This is a genomic window from Streptomyces sp. NPDC111628, assembly GCF_055635195.1.
This window is the reverse complement of sequence record NZ_JBVKBZ010000001.1, coordinates 1,197,545-1,212,848: the sequence shown is the minus strand read 5'-3', so window position 1 is coordinate 1,212,848 and position 15,304 is coordinate 1,197,545. Positions and strand designations below refer to the sequence as shown.

The following is a 15,304-nucleotide window of genomic DNA, read 5'->3' as shown; positions in this document are numbered from 1 at the left end:
TAGGACCCCGGAGCGTCGCGCGTAAGTCCGCCGACCGACGGCAACACCCCCTGTGCGGACGATCTTTCCGTACCCGGCCGCCGCGCGTGGGCATTCATCCGTTAGAGGGCGGGAGCGTGGAGGCGTGACGCCGGGTCCACAGTGTGCGCGCGGCGGCCACGTACGCCTGTGCGCGGGCGACGTGGCCCCTGGGCGCGGGGTGTTCCGCCATCCGTTCGTGGGTGGCGGCCATCTCGTCGACGAACCGGCGTCCGCGCACGGTGAGGTCGGGCGAACCGACGAGGGCGGGCAGGGCGGCCCCGACCTGGGCGCGGTAGCGCGCGTGCTGGGCCCACGCCCAGTCCCGGTCCGGGAGCCCGCCGACGAGCGCCCGGCGCTGGTGGAACGCGGCCAGCGCGAGGTGCGAGTACGTGCCCTGGAGCAGGCCGTCGTAGGGCCGGGGATCGGCGCGCCAGGGGGCGAAGTACCGCGCCGCGGGACCGGCTCGGTGCAGGGTCACCAGGTCGCCGAGGGCGGCGAGTTTGGCGTGCTGCAACTCGTGCACGAGGGTGGCGGCGAGGGTCACGGGGTCGGGCGGGGTGCTGCTGAGGAGGGCGCCGAACGCCTCACGGCGCGTGGCGCTGCAACTGCCGCGGCCGGTGCCGACGTCGGGCGGCGTCTCCAGCGGGACGAGGCAACGCAGCAGCGCGCCCGCTTCGGCGAGGCGTTGCGCGCCGCCCGCGCGGAGCGCGAGGGCCGTGCCGGACCAGGCCTGGAGCCAACGTTTGCGTTCCGCGTCGTCGAGGGCGAGCGGTGTGCGCAGGTCGCCGTGGCCGGGGCCGTCGGGCAGCTCGCGGTACGGGTCGAGGTCGTCCAGCGGCAGGGGCGGTGCCGTCGGGGTGAGGCCGGGCAGGGCGTGGGCGGGCGTCCAGGCGAGGGCGCCGGACCAGGCGCCGACGCCGCTCTCCAGGTGGACGGTCGCGTCGGGGGCGTCGGCCTGGCGCAGGACCAGTCGGCCTTCGGTGCAGGTGACGTCGACGGGTACGTCACCGGACCTGGCCGTGTGCAGGGCGCCGAGCGAGGGGAGGGCGAGGACTCCGGCGCGGGCGGTGAGCCGGGTGCTGAACGGGATGCCGGCACCGGCGGCGACCACCGCGGCGATCGCGCTGAAGTGCGCGAGGTCGCGCCGCAGCCGCCGCTCCCGCTCGCCGCCCGCGGGCCCCGGGGTGGCGTCGAGGCCACGCAGACAGGAGCGTGCCCAGGGGCCGGTGAGCGGATGGAAGAGGCGGGCACGTGCCGGGTTCGCGAACCGCGCGTCGGCGCCCGACGGGACCGCACCGGGCGGGGCGTCGGCGTCGGCATGGGTGCTCCGCGCTCCGGGCAGGGCGTCGCGGTCGCCACGCGTTGCCGCGCGTCCGGGCCGGTGCTCCGGGGGCGGCGCGCCCGGTGCCGGGAGCCGGTCCGCCTCGGTCAGCAGCGCCCAGTCCGCGCGCAGCCTCGCCTTCTGCGCGGCGGTGCAGACGGACCGCTCCGCCGCCTCGGCCGCGTCGAGCACCGCACGCAGCAGGAGCAGCCGCCGCGTGTCCTGGTCCCGCACGAGGAGCGTCAGGGTGTCGGATCCGCCCTCGGTCCGGGCGAGTTCGAGAAGGGCCCGCTCGGGAACGACTGGAAACATCACGAAACGCCCCCTCCGGCCGGGCCCGTCCCGGCGGCAGCCGCGCCACTGACGCCCGGCCACACCGAGGCCACGCCGGCCGACGCGGGACCGACCGAGGCACCCGAACCAGCCGACGCCGCCCCAGCGGGAGCCGGCGCGATCGCGGCCGGTCCGGCCGGCGCCGGGCCGCCGACGGAGTGACCGTCCGACGCCGGGCCCATGGGATACGGACCAGCCGACGCCGGGCCGACTGGCGCCGGGCCGACGGCGGAGAGACCGTCCGACGCCGGGCCGATGGCCGACGGACCAGCCGACGTCGGGACCGTCGTGGAGGGGCCGTTCACAGGCGGGCCAGCCGCGGCCGAACCGGTCGCGGGCAGACCGGTCGCGGGCAGACCGGTCGCGGGCAGACCGGTCGCGGGCGGACCGCTCTCCGGCAGACCGGTCGCGGCCGCACCACCCCCCGGCAAGCCGGTCGTCACCAGGCCGCCCCGAGTCGGTCCACCCGCGGCGGCGGTGAGCCGTGAGGACACGTGGCGGATGAAGCGCTGGAGGTCCGCGCAGTACACGGACGGGTTCCGGAAGCCGTGCCCGGCGCGGTAGCGGTGCGCGTAGTGCCCGCCCCCGCAGACCCGCAGCAGCGGGCAGGCCCGGCACTGTCCCGCGAGCGACGCGGTGCCGGCCTGCCGGGCGGCCACGCCCGGGTGCCGCAGCGCGTCGTCGAAGGTGTGGCGGAACACGTCGAGGCCGGTGCGCGCGGCGCCGGGGTACGCCGACTTGAGGGAGTCGACCTGCTCGATCGACCCGTCGGTCTCCACCACGACCGCGTCGAACGGCGTGAGCCCCAGCGCCTCGGTGGCCGCGGGCAGCCCCAGCAGGAGCGCCACGCACTCCTCGAAGAGCCGTACCCGGACCTCCCGCCGTCCGGCGGCCCACCAGCGGTCGAAGACGGCGCACAGCCAGTCGCCGTACCGGACGCCGGTCCGGCCCGGCGGCGGCGCGGACCAGTTGCCGTGCGGCAGCAGCAGGTCCAGCGCGGGCGGGCGCAGGCCGAGCAGCGACTCGTACGTCTCGACCGGGTCCAGCGTCGGGTCGACGACGGTCAGGAGCCCGGCGTACGACGCTGGGAAGCGTTCGGCGACGAGGCGAGCCCCCCGTGCCGCGGCGGGCCAGGACGGGCGGCCCGCGTGGTCCACCCGCCGTCGGTTGTGGGCGGCGGTGCCTCCGTCGAGGCTGATGCCGACGCGGATGCCGGCGTCGGCCAGGACGGCAAGGCGTTCCTCGGTGAGCAGGGTGGCGTTGGTCTGGACAGTGGCGTGGACCTGACACCCTCGCGGGACGAGTTCCCGCACCCGCCCGGCGACCTCGGCGAGCGGGCCGGCTCCCGCGAGCAGCGGTTCGCCCCCGTGCAGAACCAGCGCCAGGTCACGCAGGGCGTGCCGGTCGGCGTGCTCGGCGATGCGGGTGGCGGTGCGGTCCAGGACGGCGGCGGAGGCGGAGGCGGGACGGTCGCGCCAACTGCTGTCGGGGCCTTCGTAGAGGTAGCAGTAAGTGCACGCGAGGTTGCAGCGGCCGTGCATCTTGACGATGAACTGCCGGAAGGGAAAGGTCATGGCCTGTTCCGACACTCCAGCACCCCCCATGCCGTAACGGCCCGCCGGCGTCGCCGCGAGTCCGCGCCACGGCACCGTGCCGCACGAAGCCGCATTCCCGGCGCGGCAGGTGCCCAAAACTCGGCGCGGCGAAAGTTGTCCTATTCACATGTCTTCCCGCGCCCGGACGACGCGGCCGCCGGTCAGAAGGAGTTGTCGAAACCCCACAGCATCTCGCTCGGCTCCGCGGCCCGCGCCCTCAGTTCCCCCAGCACCTCGCGCAGCACCGGATGTTCGATGGTGCCCAGCTGTGCGAGGTCCAGTTCCAGCAGGTCGGGCAGCGGCTCCCCGGCGCCCGCAGGCGCCTGCTCCGGCCCGGTCTCGTCCCGTATGTCCATGCCCCGTTCCTCTCCTCCGCTCACTCCAGGTCGGCGAGCCGCTGCGCCGTCTGCCGTGCGGTCGGTTCCCCCGTGGCCAGCCGGTCGTCCGGCAACCGGTCCCACTGCGCCCGCGCCGCCGCGTAGGCGTCCCGGGCCGCGCGCGGCCGCACGGCCGCCTCGAAGGACATACCCCGCCAGTGGTGCGCCTGCGCGGCGAGCTCCACCGCTTCTTGGCGCCGACGCTCGGTTTCGGCCTCCTCCTCGGCCCGGTGGGCGGACTCGGCGGCCGCCCGGAAGGCGTCGACCGCCACGTCCAGGCGGGCCGCGCGGCCCAGGCTCTGGAAGGCCTCGAACTGGGCCTGCCCGAGCTCCAGTCGGCAGCGCGCCGCCAGCAACGGGTCCTCCGCGTCGGCCGCGGCGAGCCCGAAGAGATGCTCCGCCTCCCGGAGGTCGACCCGGTCGCCGCGCGCCTGGTACCGGAGCATGAGCGCCTGTCCGAGGAGCAACAGCCGGTGGGCGACCCGCCGGCTGCCCGCCGGGGTCTCCATCCGGCAGTCCCGCAGCACCCGGATCGCGCGGGACAACTGGTCCTGGCGCCGGTCGGCGGGCTCCAGCGCGGCCAGCCGGAGCAGTACGCTCCCCCACTCGGCGAGCACGTCCGCGTGCGCGGGCGCGTCCCGGGACATCCAGTGCGCCGCCTGTGCGAAGCGGTCGGCGGCCCCGTGCAGTTCGGGCGGCTCCCCCGACTCGGCGTAGCGCGCGACGGCCACCCGCCCGGCGCGGACCAGCAACGCCGCGCGCTGCGCCTGCTCGCGGACACGGCCGAGGGCCTCGTCGGTCCTGGCCTGGGCCTCCTCCAGCGGGCCGCCCGCCGACAGCAGCGCGTCGACCAGGTCGATCAGCACCCGGACCCGGTCACGGACGGACTCGTTGGTGTCCCGTGCCGGGCCGGACTCCAGTCCCCTGCGCAGCGACCGCGCCGACTGCTCCGCGTACGACCGGACCTGGACCGGGTCCGCCGTCACCTCCGACAGACGCAGCAGGGTGCGGCCGTGGGCCAGCAGCAGCTCGGCGGGGCGGTCGCCGCGGTCGGGCCAGGCGTCGGCGAAGGCCTCCAGCATGCCGACGGCACTCTGCAGGAGGGCGCTGTCGCCGCCCAGGCGCCACTGGGTCTCCAGGGAGGCGACCCGTTCCAGGGTGAGCCGCAGCGCCTCCCCCTCGTCCAGGCCGGGTGCCGCGCAGGCGACCGCGTACTCCCGGTCGGCGCGGCGCAGCAGGTCGAGCGCGCCGGACCGGTCTCCGCGCCGTCGCGCGTCGGTGGCGGCGGCGTGCAGTACGCGCGCGAGGACGGCGCGTTCGCGCAGGGCGTGCGGCGACGAGGCGGCCCGTTCGGCGGCCCGGGTCGCCTCCTGCAGCAGCGCGGCCCCGCCCTGCACCTCCCACAGCCGCAGGGTGCAGCGCGCGTACTCGCCCCACAGCTCGGGGTCGGCGGCGGCCGGCCGTACCTGCTCGGTGGCGCCGCGCAGCAGCTGCACGGCGTCGATGACGTCCTGGACCATGCCCTCGCCGTCGAACCGGGAGAGCAGGGCGCGCGCCCGGACGACCGCCCGGTGCGTGGGCCGCTCCGCGGTGACCTGCGGGCCGGTCCGGCTGTCGTACGTCGCGAACTGCTCGGGCAACGGCATGAACCGCTCCAGGATCCGGGCCGCGACCTCCGCGAAGGGCTGCGGGACCGGGACGGTCCCGCCGTCGCCGCCGTTCTCGCCCGGGTACCCGGGTTCGGCGCCGGAGGAGTGCGGGTGCGGGCGTCCGGGGCCGCCGTCGCCGAGCTGGGCCAGCGCGAGCGCCGGGAAGTTGGGGCCGCCCTTGCCGAAGTGCTGTTCGATGTACTCCGAGCAGTGCTTGAGGACCAGCATGGCCTCGTCCCGGCCGAGCCGGGACAGCAGGGCCTCGCGCACCTCGGGGTCGATGTCGTACCACTGGGAGCCGTCCCCGCCCTGGTCCGCGCGGACCCGGGTGACCAGGCCGCCGACCAGGACCTCGGCGAGTTCGGACGGGCCGGACCCGGGCAGCATCGTCCGCTGGACCAGCTGCATCACCGGGAGGCAGAGCGGGGTCGCCGCGAGATAGACGGCCAGGCGCGCGGCGGCCGGAGACGCTCCGGCGCTGAACCGGCTGACCCGTTCCAGCGGTGTGCGGCGGCGGTCCGGGCGGGTGGCCGCGGCGGCCGGCTGGTCGGCACGCACCCAGCCCACGGCGCCGGGCACCGGACCGGCACCGGCCAGCAGCCGTGCCCACGACCCGAGGGCCACCGGCTCCGGCGGCAGTACGGGGACGGCCAGCGCGCCCCGGCGGGCCTCGGCGGCGGCGCCGGAGGCCGTTCGCACCCGCAGCACGGCGCCTCCGCCCAGGGTGTCACCGCGCGACAGGCCGCCGAAGGTGACGGGCAGCCGGGTGCGGTTCCACATGCGCTGCGGCAGCGGCTGGAGCACGACGACGGGGCCCTGCCGGGACAGGTGGTGGAGCAGCCGGTGGGCGTGGCCGCCGTGCCACAGCGGGCCGGCGCAGTCGCTGACCAGGACGACGATCCGGCGTCCGGTCGGATCGCTGAGCCGGTCGGCGGCGTGCAGCGGCGCACCGTACGGGTCGGCGCTGCGGCTGACGGCCGGGCCCCCGTCCGGCCCCTGGTGCAGATGGCTGACCTGGACGTCCGAGAAGGCTCCCAGCCCGCTGAAGATCTGGGCCAGTTCGGCGAACAGCCGGCCCCACACGCGCATCGAGGAGGAGGCGTCCAGCACCAGTTGCAACCGGGCGTCCCGGCGGGACAGGTACCGGCGGACGGGCAGGATCAGTCCCCCGGCCCGGGCGCTCACCTCCGCGGTCCGGACCTCGTCGAGCTCGGACCGCAGGGGGATGGCCGGGCTCCGGTATCCCTGCAAGGGGCGCAGGGCTCGCTGGAGTTCGAGCGGCGCGGGCAGCACGGGGGCCGCGGGCACACCCACCGGCAGTGCCCGGGCCGGGCCGGTTCCGTGCGCACCGGAACCGTCGCCCGGGGGCAGCGGGTAGAGGGCCACGCGGCGGGCGGCCGGAGCGTCGGGCGGCTCGGGCGCGGGCGGCCGGGTCTGGTCCGGTGGCAGGGACAGGGGTCTGGCCGGCGGCCGGACCACCGGGGGCGCGACGCGGGTGTTCGGGGCGGGCGCAGCGTCCGTGGCGTCGGCGGAGCGGGTCCACCGGGCCAGCCAGAGCGCGTCGCAGAGCTGCTCGGCGTCCGGGTCCAGGCCGATCTCCCGCAGCCTCAGGACGAGTCGGGCGAGCGGGTCGTCGGCGGGCACGGCGGCGCGCCCTGCCTCGGAACCGTCGCCGCCGTCGCCGCCGGGGGTGCCGTGGTGGCCGGGACCGTGGCGCGCCGTCTCGTCGGGCATCGCGTCACCTCGGACGGTCGAGCCGCTGGATGAGCAGGTCGGCCAGGCGGTCGCGGCTGGGCGTGGCGGCGGCGTCGGTGAGGTATATCGCGTTGAGCAACTGGTCCGTGGCCAGCAGCTCGCTGCGGGACCGCTCCAGGAACCGGGTGACGAGGTCGTCGCCCGCGCGTGCCGCCTCGTCGCCCAGGTGGGCCCGTACGAAGGTGGCGAGCCGGTTGTGGTCGGGGCGGCCGAGCTCCAGGTGGATGCAGCGCCGCATCAGCGGGGCCGGGAAGTCGCGTTCGCCGTTGCTGGTGAGCACCACGAACGGGAAGGCGCGGCAGCGCACGCGGCCGTCGCGCACCGGCACCTTCACGCCGTCCGCGGTGAGCACCTCGGCCGTACGGTCCGGCAGCCGGTCCGCGATGCGTTCCAGCTCGGGGATGGCGAACTCGCCCTCCTCCAGTACGTTCAGGAGGTCGTTGGGCAGGTCGATGTCGCTCTTGTCCAGCTCGTCGATGAGCAGGACGCGCGGCTTGTCGGAGGGCAGCAGCGCGGTGCCCAGGGGGCCGAGCCGGATGTAGCCGCCGATGCCGTCGACCGCGCCAGGCGTCCCGGACCCCGGGCCGTTGTCCGCCTGCGCGGCGATCTGCACGTCCTGGAGGCGGGCGATGGCGTCGTAGTGGTAGAGGCCGTCCTGGAGTTCGGAGCGGCTGACGATGGACCAGCGCAGTACGTTGCCCAGGCCCAGTTCGTACGCCACCGAGTGGGCCAAAGTGCTCTTGCCCGCGCCGGGGCTGCCGGTGACGAGGAGCGGCCGCCGCAGGTACAGCGCGGCGTTGATCATCTCGAGTTCCTCGGCGCCCGGCCGGTGCAGTTCGGCCAGGTGCCGGTGGGCACCGAGCCTGCGGTCCTCGGACCCGTCGCCCGAACCCGCCGCGTCCCGGCTGCTGAAGTCCCGCCACGGGGGCGGGTCGGGAAGACGGTCGATGCCGTCGTGGGGTTCGCCGGCGCCCCGGTAGATGAGCCACTCGCTGGATTCGGTCATGATCCAATCCTCGTCGTCACTCGTCCGGGGGGCGCGGTCGTCGTGGGGCGTCCATCACGGTATCGATCCTGAACGGGACTGGTAAGAGGCACATCGCTCAAGGGGTGCCTCGTCAGGGGGACTTGAAACGCCGGGGCGCGCGGTCGACACGGACCCGCGCGGGCCGCGGTCAAGGTGCCTCCAGCAGGTCGCCCGCGCCGGGCAGGGGTTGGTGCGGGTCGTCGTACAGCAGCGCTATGCCGTGGGCCCAGAAAGTCTCGGGCCGCCCCGATCGCAGTCTGTGGCGCAGGTCGCGCACGGCCTCGGGCAGTCGGTGGGCGCCGGCCGGGCCCGCGATCTGGTCCAGGGTGCCGCGGTGGAACTCGCCGCAGACCGTCTCCGGCAGCCCGTACCCACGGCGCCACAGCGCCACGCCGAAGCCGCCGCGCACGAGCCGGGCGAGCCCCTCCGCGTCGTCCTCGCCGCCGTGGGCGTCGAAGCGGCACAGCACCGGGACCGTGCCGTGCGACAGGCCCCGCAACTCCTCGACGGGCGGCACCGGTTTGCGCAGGCCGTCGTCGCAGTCCAGGACCGCGGCCGTCACCGGATGGGCGTGCAGCCAGCGCCAGCGGGCTCTGCGTTCCTCGTCGATGTCCAGGTGGTAGTCACCGTTTGGAGCGCCCGCCGGCTGCACGCCTCCTCCGCCGGTCCCACGGCTCCGGCCGATTCCACCGCCTGCACCGTCTTCGCCGTATGCGGAGTACGCGCCGTACGCGGCGTATCCGGGGTTCTCGCCGTATCCGGGGTTCTCGCCGTACTCGGGGTTCTCGCCATTCTCGGTGAGCTGGTCGCGGTCGGAGCAGCGCAGGACGACCGGGCGCTGTGTGCCGAGTCGCTCGTCCTCGGGGCCGAGCCGCCATTCGTCCACGTCGAGCGCCAGCAGTGAGTGCTCCGTCGCCACCTGGAGGACGGCCGGCCGCCCCGGCGTGTCGCACTGCCGGAACGCCTCCTTGAGGGGTGCGGACAGATGGGCGGGGAGGTCGGCCAGCGGGACGCGCTGGACCTCCTTGAGCCGCTTCGCCTCTCCGTCGGAGCGCACGACGAAGACCGACCAGTCGCAGTGGTCCGGCTCCCATCCCCGCCGCACGATCTCCACCAGCACGGACGACTGCCCGGCCGCCGACCGTTCAGCGCCGCCGGCGGGCGCCCCGTTCGCCCCGGAGGCCGGACCCGGGGCGGGCCGGCGCGCCGTCATCCTGGCCATCCGACGTTCGACGAGGGCGCTCCGGCGGCCGGGGCCGAGCCGCTGGGCGGCCTGCCAGATCCCGGCCCACAGGGCCTCCTCGGCGGCCGGCGTACTGGGCGCGAGGAACGGGCGGTCCGCGGTCATGGCGTGCACCGCGTAGTCGAGCACCAGGTAGAGGGCGCCGTCGTCGCGCGCGTACTCGTACAGGGCACCGAGTCCGTCCCGCCAGCCGCGCGGGGCGGGCAGCGGAGCCGGTGCCTCGAAGTCCTGCAGTGAGTCGAGGAGGTCCAGCAGGGAGCGGGTGCTGGCCGGCGGCGGCAGGTCCGCGAGGCGTCCGAGCAACTGGACGCGCTCGTCGGGGCTCAGCGTCTGACCGGGCCGGGCCCCGAGCTGGCCCTGCACGTCGGCCCAGGTGTGACGGCGCGCGTCCGGATGGCGCTGCCGGTCGCGGTGGTAGCGGTCGTGGGCGTGCACCACCGCCTGGTACAGGTCGTCGGGTTCGGTCTTCAGCTCTCCGGCGGGCACGGGCAGCGTCCGCAGTTGTTCGAGCCCGGTGGAGGTGCCCCCGCGCGCGTGGGCGGAACGCGACTTCAGTACGCCGATGACCTCGCCGCGCTCCGGATCGATCACGGGGCCGCCGGAGACGCCGTCCGGGAGGTCGTTGTCCCCCAGCCGCATCTGGACGTCCGCGTTCCAGCCGCCGATGGTGCCCTGCACGGAGAGGGTGCCGTCGAGCATCCTCAGTCGCCCGTCGACCACCGTCCAGCCCGCGTACAGGACCTTGCCCTCGCCGAAGTAGGCCGCCGGGCGCTCGGAGAGGTACACGCACTCGTGGTCGGCCGGCTCGCTCAGCCGCACCAGCGCGAGGTCGGGGGCGGGCCAGTTGCCGGGCACGGATCCGGCGCCCTCGGGAAGGGCCGCCGCCACGTGGCCCGGGACCGCGGACATGCCGCGGCCCGGTGCGGGCTCGTACACCACCACGACTTCGCCCCCCTCACCGCCGCATGCCACGTGTGCGCAGGTCAGAACCCAGCTCGGCGCGACGAAGTAGCCGCTTCCGAGGAACGTTCCGGGTTCGTCCAGGGCATACCCGGCGTCCGGCCGATGAATGCGAACGGTCGCCGCCATGACGAGGCCACGCAGCGCACGGCGGGCCGCGTCCTGGGCCCCCGGTGCGCCGGGGGCGCGTCCGTGCATCACGCCCCGCTCCCGGAGGCGGCGGCTCCCGTCCCGCCGTGCTCCGGGGCGCGGGCGGACGCGTCCGCGGTGGCGTCGGGGGGCTCACCGCCCGGGGCGCGCGCGTCGGGCGCGGACGGGTCCGGCGGGCCGCCGTTCCAAGTGAGGGTGACCGAGATGCCCGCCTTGGCCTCGCCGTCGGCGAGGAGACCCACGACCTTGCCGGCCTTGGCCGTCAGCTCGATGCCGAACTGGACGCTCACCTCGTCCGGCCGCACCGCGCGCAATGGTTCCGCCAGCGAGCGCGCGACACCGGTCACGAGCGCGTTCAGGCTCTCCACGCTCGCCTCGATCCGCTCGGTGAAGCCGGTGTCGCTGAACGACAGCTGCCCGGACGGTGCCGGCAGCTCGGCCGCGCCCGAGATCCGGGCCCAGACCGGTGTCCCGTCCGGCAGCACGATGCGCGTGACGCGCGTCGCTTCCTGTCCCATGCGATTCCCCCGTCCCCGCGCCCCCTCGACGGCCCCGGAAGACACGGCCCTGTGGACGCCTATCCTTGTGCTGTCTTTTCACAACCGACGGAAAGACCTCATCTCTCCACCCCGCAGGCACAGGTTTCTTCCCGCACGGGAGGCTCTCAACCCTGCAAAGACCCGACGGAGCACGATCCATGTACTTCACCGACCGCGGCATCGAGGAGCTGGAGAAGCGGCGCGGCGAGGAGGAGATCACCTTCGAGTGGCTCGCCGAGCAGCTGCGCACGTTCGTCGACCTGAACCCGGACTTCGAAGTACCGGTGGAGCGTCTGGCCACGTGGCTGGCACGGCTGGACGACGAGGACGAGGACGAGTAGGGACGCGGGGATACCGGCGGCTGCGCCGGGGGCGGGCTGCGACGCACGGGCGCCGGGCGGGGCCGACGGGAACGTCGGTGCGGACCGGAGAACCGGGCCGTCGGACCGGGCCGTCGGACCGGACCGTCGTGGCGGACCTTCAGCTGTGCCTGGAGAGCCCGTAGGCCGCGCCGAGCGCACCGTGCCCGACGAGCAGCGCCCCCGCCGCGGCCCACCCTCCGCTGCGGCGCCGCAGACCCCAGACCGTGAGCGGCAGGCCCGTCGCCACCTGGACCAGGGCCAGGGCGCGGGCCCCCGGACCACCAGTCCAGGGCATCCAGGCGGCCAGGGGACTCTCGTCTGCGGTCGGGCGGCGTCCGGCGGACTCGGTCCGGCGCACACCGGGCAGGGCGCGGGCGGCCGCGCCGAGGCGCTCGGCGCCCTCACCGGGGTCGAGCCCAGCGGGGAGGGTGATTCCCCCGCGGGTGAGCACCGCCAGCAGTCCCCGCAGCCTGGCCCGGGCACCGGCTCCGGCCCCGAACACGCGGTCGGCCTCCGGGTCGGCCCGGGTCAGCCGGTCCAGCGACTGCACGTCCAGGACCGGGTCGAGGCCCAGCCGGGCGGCGAAGGTGCGCATGGCCTCGTCCTCGCCGGCCGGGGTGCCGTTCGCGAGCCACACGTAGCCCACCGGGCGGCGGAACCCGGACGCGAGGATGTATCCGGCCCGGTCGGCGTCCCACCACAGGGCGAGTACGGGCCAGGGGGCGCCGACGGCGAGCGCCGCGGCCCAGCCGGTGACGACCCGGTCCACCGGTTCGCCCCCGTCCCGCCAGGGTCTGCCCTCCGGCACCAGCACGCTCCACTCCGCACCGGCCCGGACCAGCGGCATCCGTTCGCCCAGCAAAGGGGCGACCACGGCGACGGAGTCCGGCTCGGCCCGGCAGAGCAGCAGGGCGCCGGGAGTGAGAGCGGACACGGACTCTTCCGTCGGCATAATGACAAGTTAGAGCATATCGACCCACTCGGCCGATCATTGATCACCAGATCGGGTGTCTTGACTTTCCGTGTCCGCGATATATCGTGAATTGCGGAGGACGCGATATGGCGCGTTCGGTCGAGGAGGTCTCACCATGTCCGAGTGGTCCGTCGCGGAGCCAAGGAAGCTCACCTTCGACGAGTCCGTGAGCCGGCTGCACGTACGCATCGTCGGCGGAACGGTGAACGTGGTGGGCACGGACGAAGGTTCCGCCCGCCTGGAGGTCTCCGAGATCGAGGGCCCTCCTCTGATCGTGACCCACCGGGACGGCGTGCTCACGGTGGCCTACGAGGACCTGCCCTGGAAGGGCTTCCTGAAGTGGCTGGACCGCAAGGGCTGGCGGCGCAGTGCGGTGGTGTCCCTGGCGGTGCCGACCGGCACCCGCGTGGAGGTGGGCGCGGTCAGCGCCGCGGCCGTGGTCTCCGGTCTCGACGGACCCGCCGAGGTCAAGGGCGTGTCCGGGGACACCACTCTGGTGAGCCTCGCGGGCCCCGTCCGCGCCGACACCGTCTCGGGGAACGTGGAGGCGCAGGCCCTCACCGGCGACCTCCGCTTCAACTCCGTCTCCGGCGACCTGACGGTGGTGGAGGCGGGCTCCTCCGTGCGGGCCGACTCGGTCAGCGGTTCGATGATCGTCGACCTGGACCCGGCCGGAGGCCCCACCGACATCAGCCTGAACAGCGTCTCGGGCGAGATCGCCATCCGGCTGCCCCAGCCGGCCGACGCCCAGGTCGAGGCGAACACGGCCAGCGGCATGGTCAGCAGCGCCTTCGAGGACCTCCGGGTGGGCGGCCAGTGGGGGGCCAAGCGCATCACCGGACGACTCGGCGCGGGCAACGGCCGGCTGAAGGCCACCACGGTCTCCGGCTCGATCGCCCTGCTCCGCCGTCCGGCGACGGAGGACACCCCGTGGGAGCGGGAGCCGGAGGAATCCGGCCCGACGGGCACCGCACGGGGTGACTCGGGGGACAATTCCGCTTCCGTCCGGGACCAGGGCGCCACCGACGTCCCTTCCGACGGCACGACCGACAAGAAGGTGCTCTGACATGCCCCCCGTCTTCGCCCACGGCCGCCTCCGCCTCTACCTCCTCAAGCTCCTGGACGAGGCCCCGCGCCACGGTTACGAGGTGATCCGGCTCCTCGAGGAACGCTTCCAGGGCCTGTACGCCCCGTCCGCGGGCACGGTGTACCCGCGCCTGGCCAAGCTGGAGGCGGAGGGCCTGGTCACCCACACCACCGAGGGCGGCCGCAAGGTGTACGCCATCACGGACGCCGGTCGCGCCGAGCTGGCCGACCGCAGCGGTGAGCTGGCCGACCTGGAGCTGGAGATCCGCGAGTCCGTGGCCGAGCTGGCCGCCGAGATCCGGGCCGACGTGCGGGGTGCGGCGGGCGATCTGCGGCGGGAGATGCGGGCCGCCGCCACCGCGGCCCGCCGGGGCACCTCAGGGGCGCACGACGAGGCGGGCGGCTCCGCCGCCGGTGCCGGGGAAGGCGACGAGAAGGAGGCCTGGCGGGCCGCCAAGGAGGAGATGCGGCGGGTCAAGCAGGAGTGGAAGGAGCAGGCCCGCCGCGCCAAGGACGAGAGCCGCCGCGCCCGCGACGAGGCCCAGCGGGCCCGGCGCCAGGCCAAGGAGGCCCAGGAGCGGGCCCGGGCCCAGGCGCAGGAGGAGGTCCAGCGCATCGCCCAGCGCGTGCAGGAACAGGTGCAGGACCACTTCTCGCGCGGCGACTGGCCCACGGGGCTGCGTGAGGGCCTGAGTGAACTGGCCAAGGAGGTCGGCGACTTCGGAAAGGACTTCGGGAAGGAGTTCGGCAAGGACTGGGGCTTCGGACGCACCGACCCCGGGAGCCCCACCTCGCGCGCGGAGCGTTCCCCGGGCCCCGAGTACTCCGTCACGCCCGAGGACTTCCCCGGCGGATACGCGCCGAGCTGGGCCCATGAGGACGCCGCGGAATCCACCGGTGACCCGGCGCGCGACCTGGACCGGCTGCTCGACCGCTTCCGGGACGACATCCGCGACGCCGCCCGGGACCACGGAGTGACATCCGACCAGGTGCGCGACACCCGCCGCCGGCTGTCGGAGGCAGCGGCCCACATCGGGGCGATCCTGCGCACACCGAAGGCCTGAGCACGGCACAGCGCGGCGCCCCCACCTGCTGTGGGCGCCGCGCGCCGGTGAGCTGCCGGTGCCGCGGGTCAGGCGCAGGCCTCCCCGGCCCCCTCACCCAGCACTCTGGACAGTGACGCATGGGTCACCCCGTGGTCGGCGAGCACCTCGGCGGGTACTCCGGGACGCAGGGCCAGGGCGAGGAGGAGATGCTCGTCCCCGATGTGCCGGTCACGGCGTGCGACGGCGACCCGCAGCGCCTTCTCCAGGACCTCCTTGGCGCCCCGGCTGAAGCTCCGGTGTCCCGACCACCGGCGCCCGCGCTTGTGGTCGTCGGCGGACATCGCCCCCACGCCGTGGGCCTCCTCCACCCTGGCGACGATCTCCGTGACATCGATTCCCAGTCCGGCGAGAGCTTCCGTCTCGGACTGCGACAGACCCGCACGGCGCCGTGCCTCCCCCAGCTCCTGGCGTACTGCGTCCCGGTGCTCGCCGACGCCGAGGGCCGCCAGTGCGAAGGAGGCGCGACTGCCCTCCCGGTCCAGCAGGGCGAGCAGCAGGTGCTCGGGCTCGACGGTCTCCGCCCGTGCCTCCTCTGCGTGTCCCACCGCCCCCTGCACGACCGCGCGGGCGTCCTTGGTGAATCGCTCGAACATCAATGCCTCCCGTACTTCTTGTGCACGGCCTGCCTGCTGACTCCGAGTTCCGTGGCGATCTCCTGCCACGACCATCCCTGCGCGCGGGCGCTGCGCACCTGTACGGCCTCCAGCTGCTCCACCAGCTTCCGCAGGGCGGTGACGGCTCGCAGCCCGATCCGGGGATCGCGGTCACCCGCACGCGTGGCGAGATCCGTTGCTTCACTCATGCAGT

12 protein-coding genes and 1 pseudogene are annotated in these 15,304 nt (G+C 75.0%); 3 read left to right on the top strand and 10 right to left on the bottom strand.

What is annotated here, in order from left to right; genetic code table 11:
• Positions 1-94: 94 nt before the first annotated feature.
• The 7 genes and pseudogenes from ACZ7MF_RS05945 to ACZ7MF_RS05915 all read right to left on the bottom strand — a co-directional run bounded on the left by ACZ7MF_RS05945 (position 95) and on the right by ACZ7MF_RS05915 (position 10,949).
• Positions 95-1,654: an aKG-HExxH-type peptide beta-hydroxylase gene (locus ACZ7MF_RS05945; protein WP_471474736.1), complete on the bottom strand. Its 1,560-nt coding sequence runs from the start codon at positions 1,652-1,654 to the stop codon at positions 95-97.
• 476 nt (positions 1,655-2,130) lie between these two features.
• Positions 2,131-3,279 (bottom strand): annotated as a pseudogene (locus ACZ7MF_RS05940) (FxsB family cyclophane-forming radical SAM/SPASM peptide maturase); the annotation flags it as partial.
• 152 nt (positions 3,280-3,431) lie between these two features.
• Positions 3,432-3,626 carry an FxSxx-COOH cyclophane-containing RiPP peptide gene (fxsA, locus tag ACZ7MF_RS05935; RefSeq protein WP_471474735.1) on the bottom strand — a complete coding sequence of 65 codons (195 nt, stop codon included), beginning with the start codon at positions 3,624-3,626 and terminating at the stop codon, positions 3,432-3,434.
• Between the two features lie 20 nt (positions 3,627-3,646).
• Positions 3,647-6,940: an SAV_2336 N-terminal domain-related protein gene (locus ACZ7MF_RS05930; protein WP_471475201.1), complete on the bottom strand. Its 3,294-nt coding sequence runs from the start codon at positions 6,938-6,940 to the stop codon at positions 3,647-3,649.
• A gap of 94 nt (positions 6,941-7,034) precedes the next feature.
• On the bottom strand, positions 7,035-8,057 hold the full coding sequence (locus ACZ7MF_RS05925) for an AAA family ATPase (RefSeq protein WP_471474733.1): 1,023 nt from the start codon (positions 8,055-8,057) through the stop codon (positions 7,035-7,037).
• A gap of 169 nt (positions 8,058-8,226) precedes the next feature.
• Positions 8,227-10,482 (bottom strand): VMAP-C domain-containing protein, encoded by a 2,256-nt coding sequence (locus ACZ7MF_RS05920; protein WP_471474732.1) that lies wholly within the window; start codon positions 10,480-10,482, stop codon positions 8,227-8,229.
• Positions 10,479-10,949, bottom strand: a complete 471-nt coding sequence (locus ACZ7MF_RS05915; RefSeq protein WP_388522456.1) for a CU044_2847 family protein — start codon at positions 10,947-10,949, stop codon at positions 10,479-10,481. Before ACZ7MF_RS05915 ends, ACZ7MF_RS05920 begins: the two co-directional genes overlap by 4 nt.
• A 179-nt stretch (positions 10,950-11,128) precedes the next feature.
• Between ACZ7MF_RS05915 and ACZ7MF_RS05910 the strand changes: the two genes are divergently transcribed.
• Positions 11,129-11,311 carry a DUF6104 family protein gene (locus ACZ7MF_RS05910; protein ID WP_014176503.1) on the top strand — a complete coding sequence of 61 codons (183 nt, stop codon included), beginning with the start codon at positions 11,129-11,131 and terminating at the stop codon, positions 11,309-11,311.
• Between the two features lie 139 nt (positions 11,312-11,450).
• On the opposite strand, the gene ACZ7MF_RS05905 is transcribed toward ACZ7MF_RS05910, so the two are convergent.
• The gene (locus ACZ7MF_RS05905; RefSeq protein ID WP_471474730.1) at positions 11,451-12,284 is read right to left on the bottom strand and encodes a hypothetical protein; all 834 of its coding nucleotides are present in this window, start codon (positions 12,282-12,284) and stop codon (positions 11,451-11,453) included.
• Positions 12,285-12,420: 136 nt separating this feature from the next.
• Here ACZ7MF_RS05905 and ACZ7MF_RS05900 point away from each other — a divergent pair, with 136 nt between their 5' ends.
• Both ACZ7MF_RS05900 and ACZ7MF_RS05895 read left to right on the top strand, forming a co-directional pair.
• A complete protein-coding gene (locus ACZ7MF_RS05900) occupies positions 12,421-13,371 on the top strand; it encodes a DUF4097 family beta strand repeat-containing protein (RefSeq protein ID WP_471474729.1) in 951 nt (316 codons plus the stop codon).
• 1 nt (position 13,372) lies between these two features.
• A complete protein-coding gene (locus ACZ7MF_RS05895; protein WP_471474728.1) occupies positions 13,373-14,455 on the top strand; it encodes a PadR family transcriptional regulator in 1,083 nt (360 codons plus the stop codon).
• Between the two features lie 68 nt (positions 14,456-14,523).
• Here ACZ7MF_RS05895 and ACZ7MF_RS05890 read toward each other — a convergent pair whose 3' ends face one another.
• On the bottom strand, positions 14,524-15,090 hold the full coding sequence (locus ACZ7MF_RS05890) for a Clp protease N-terminal domain-containing protein (protein WP_356856738.1): 567 nt from the start codon (positions 15,088-15,090) through the stop codon (positions 14,524-14,526).
• A complete protein-coding gene (locus ACZ7MF_RS05885; protein ID WP_471474726.1) occupies positions 15,090-15,299 on the bottom strand; it encodes a helix-turn-helix domain-containing protein in 210 nt (69 codons plus the stop codon). The genes ACZ7MF_RS05890 and ACZ7MF_RS05885 overlap by 1 nt, the downstream gene beginning before the upstream one ends.
• Positions 15,300-15,304: the final 5 nt, after the last annotated feature.

What these genes read in the sequence shown, in the direction of transcription:
- ACZ7MF_RS05945 (WP_471474736.1), bottom strand. Translation starts at nt 1,654, where the DNA reads ATGTTTCCAGTCGTTCCCGAGCGGGCCCTTCTCGAACTCGCCCGGACC.
- fxsA (WP_471474735.1), bottom strand. Translation starts at nt 3,626, where the DNA reads ATGGACATACGGGACGAGACCGGGCCGGAGCAGGCGCCTGCGGGCGCC.
- ACZ7MF_RS05925 (WP_471474733.1), bottom strand. Translation starts at nt 8,057, where the DNA reads ATGACCGAATCCAGCGAGTGGCTCATCTACCGGGGCGCCGGCGAACCC.
- ACZ7MF_RS05915 (WP_388522456.1), bottom strand. Translation starts at nt 10,949, where the DNA reads ATGGGACAGGAAGCGACGCGCGTCACGCGCATCGTGCTGCCGGACGGG.
- ACZ7MF_RS05910 (WP_014176503.1), top strand. Translation starts at nt 11,129, where the DNA reads ATGTACTTCACCGACCGCGGCATCGAGGAGCTGGAGAAGCGGCGCGGC.
- ACZ7MF_RS05905 (WP_471474730.1), bottom strand. Translation starts at nt 12,284, where the DNA reads ATGCCGACGGAAGAGTCCGTGTCCGCTCTCACTCCCGGCGCCCTGCTG.
- ACZ7MF_RS05900 (WP_471474729.1), top strand. Translation starts at nt 12,421, where the DNA reads ATGTCCGAGTGGTCCGTCGCGGAGCCAAGGAAGCTCACCTTCGACGAG.
- ACZ7MF_RS05895 (WP_471474728.1), top strand. Translation starts at nt 13,373, where the DNA reads ATGCCCCCCGTCTTCGCCCACGGCCGCCTCCGCCTCTACCTCCTCAAG.
- ACZ7MF_RS05890 (WP_356856738.1), bottom strand. Translation starts at nt 15,090, where the DNA reads ATGTTCGAGCGATTCACCAAGGACGCCCGCGCGGTCGTGCAGGGGGCG.
- ACZ7MF_RS05885 (WP_471474726.1), bottom strand. Translation starts at nt 15,299, where the DNA reads ATGAGTGAAGCAACGGATCTCGCCACGCGTGCGGGTGACCGCGATCCC.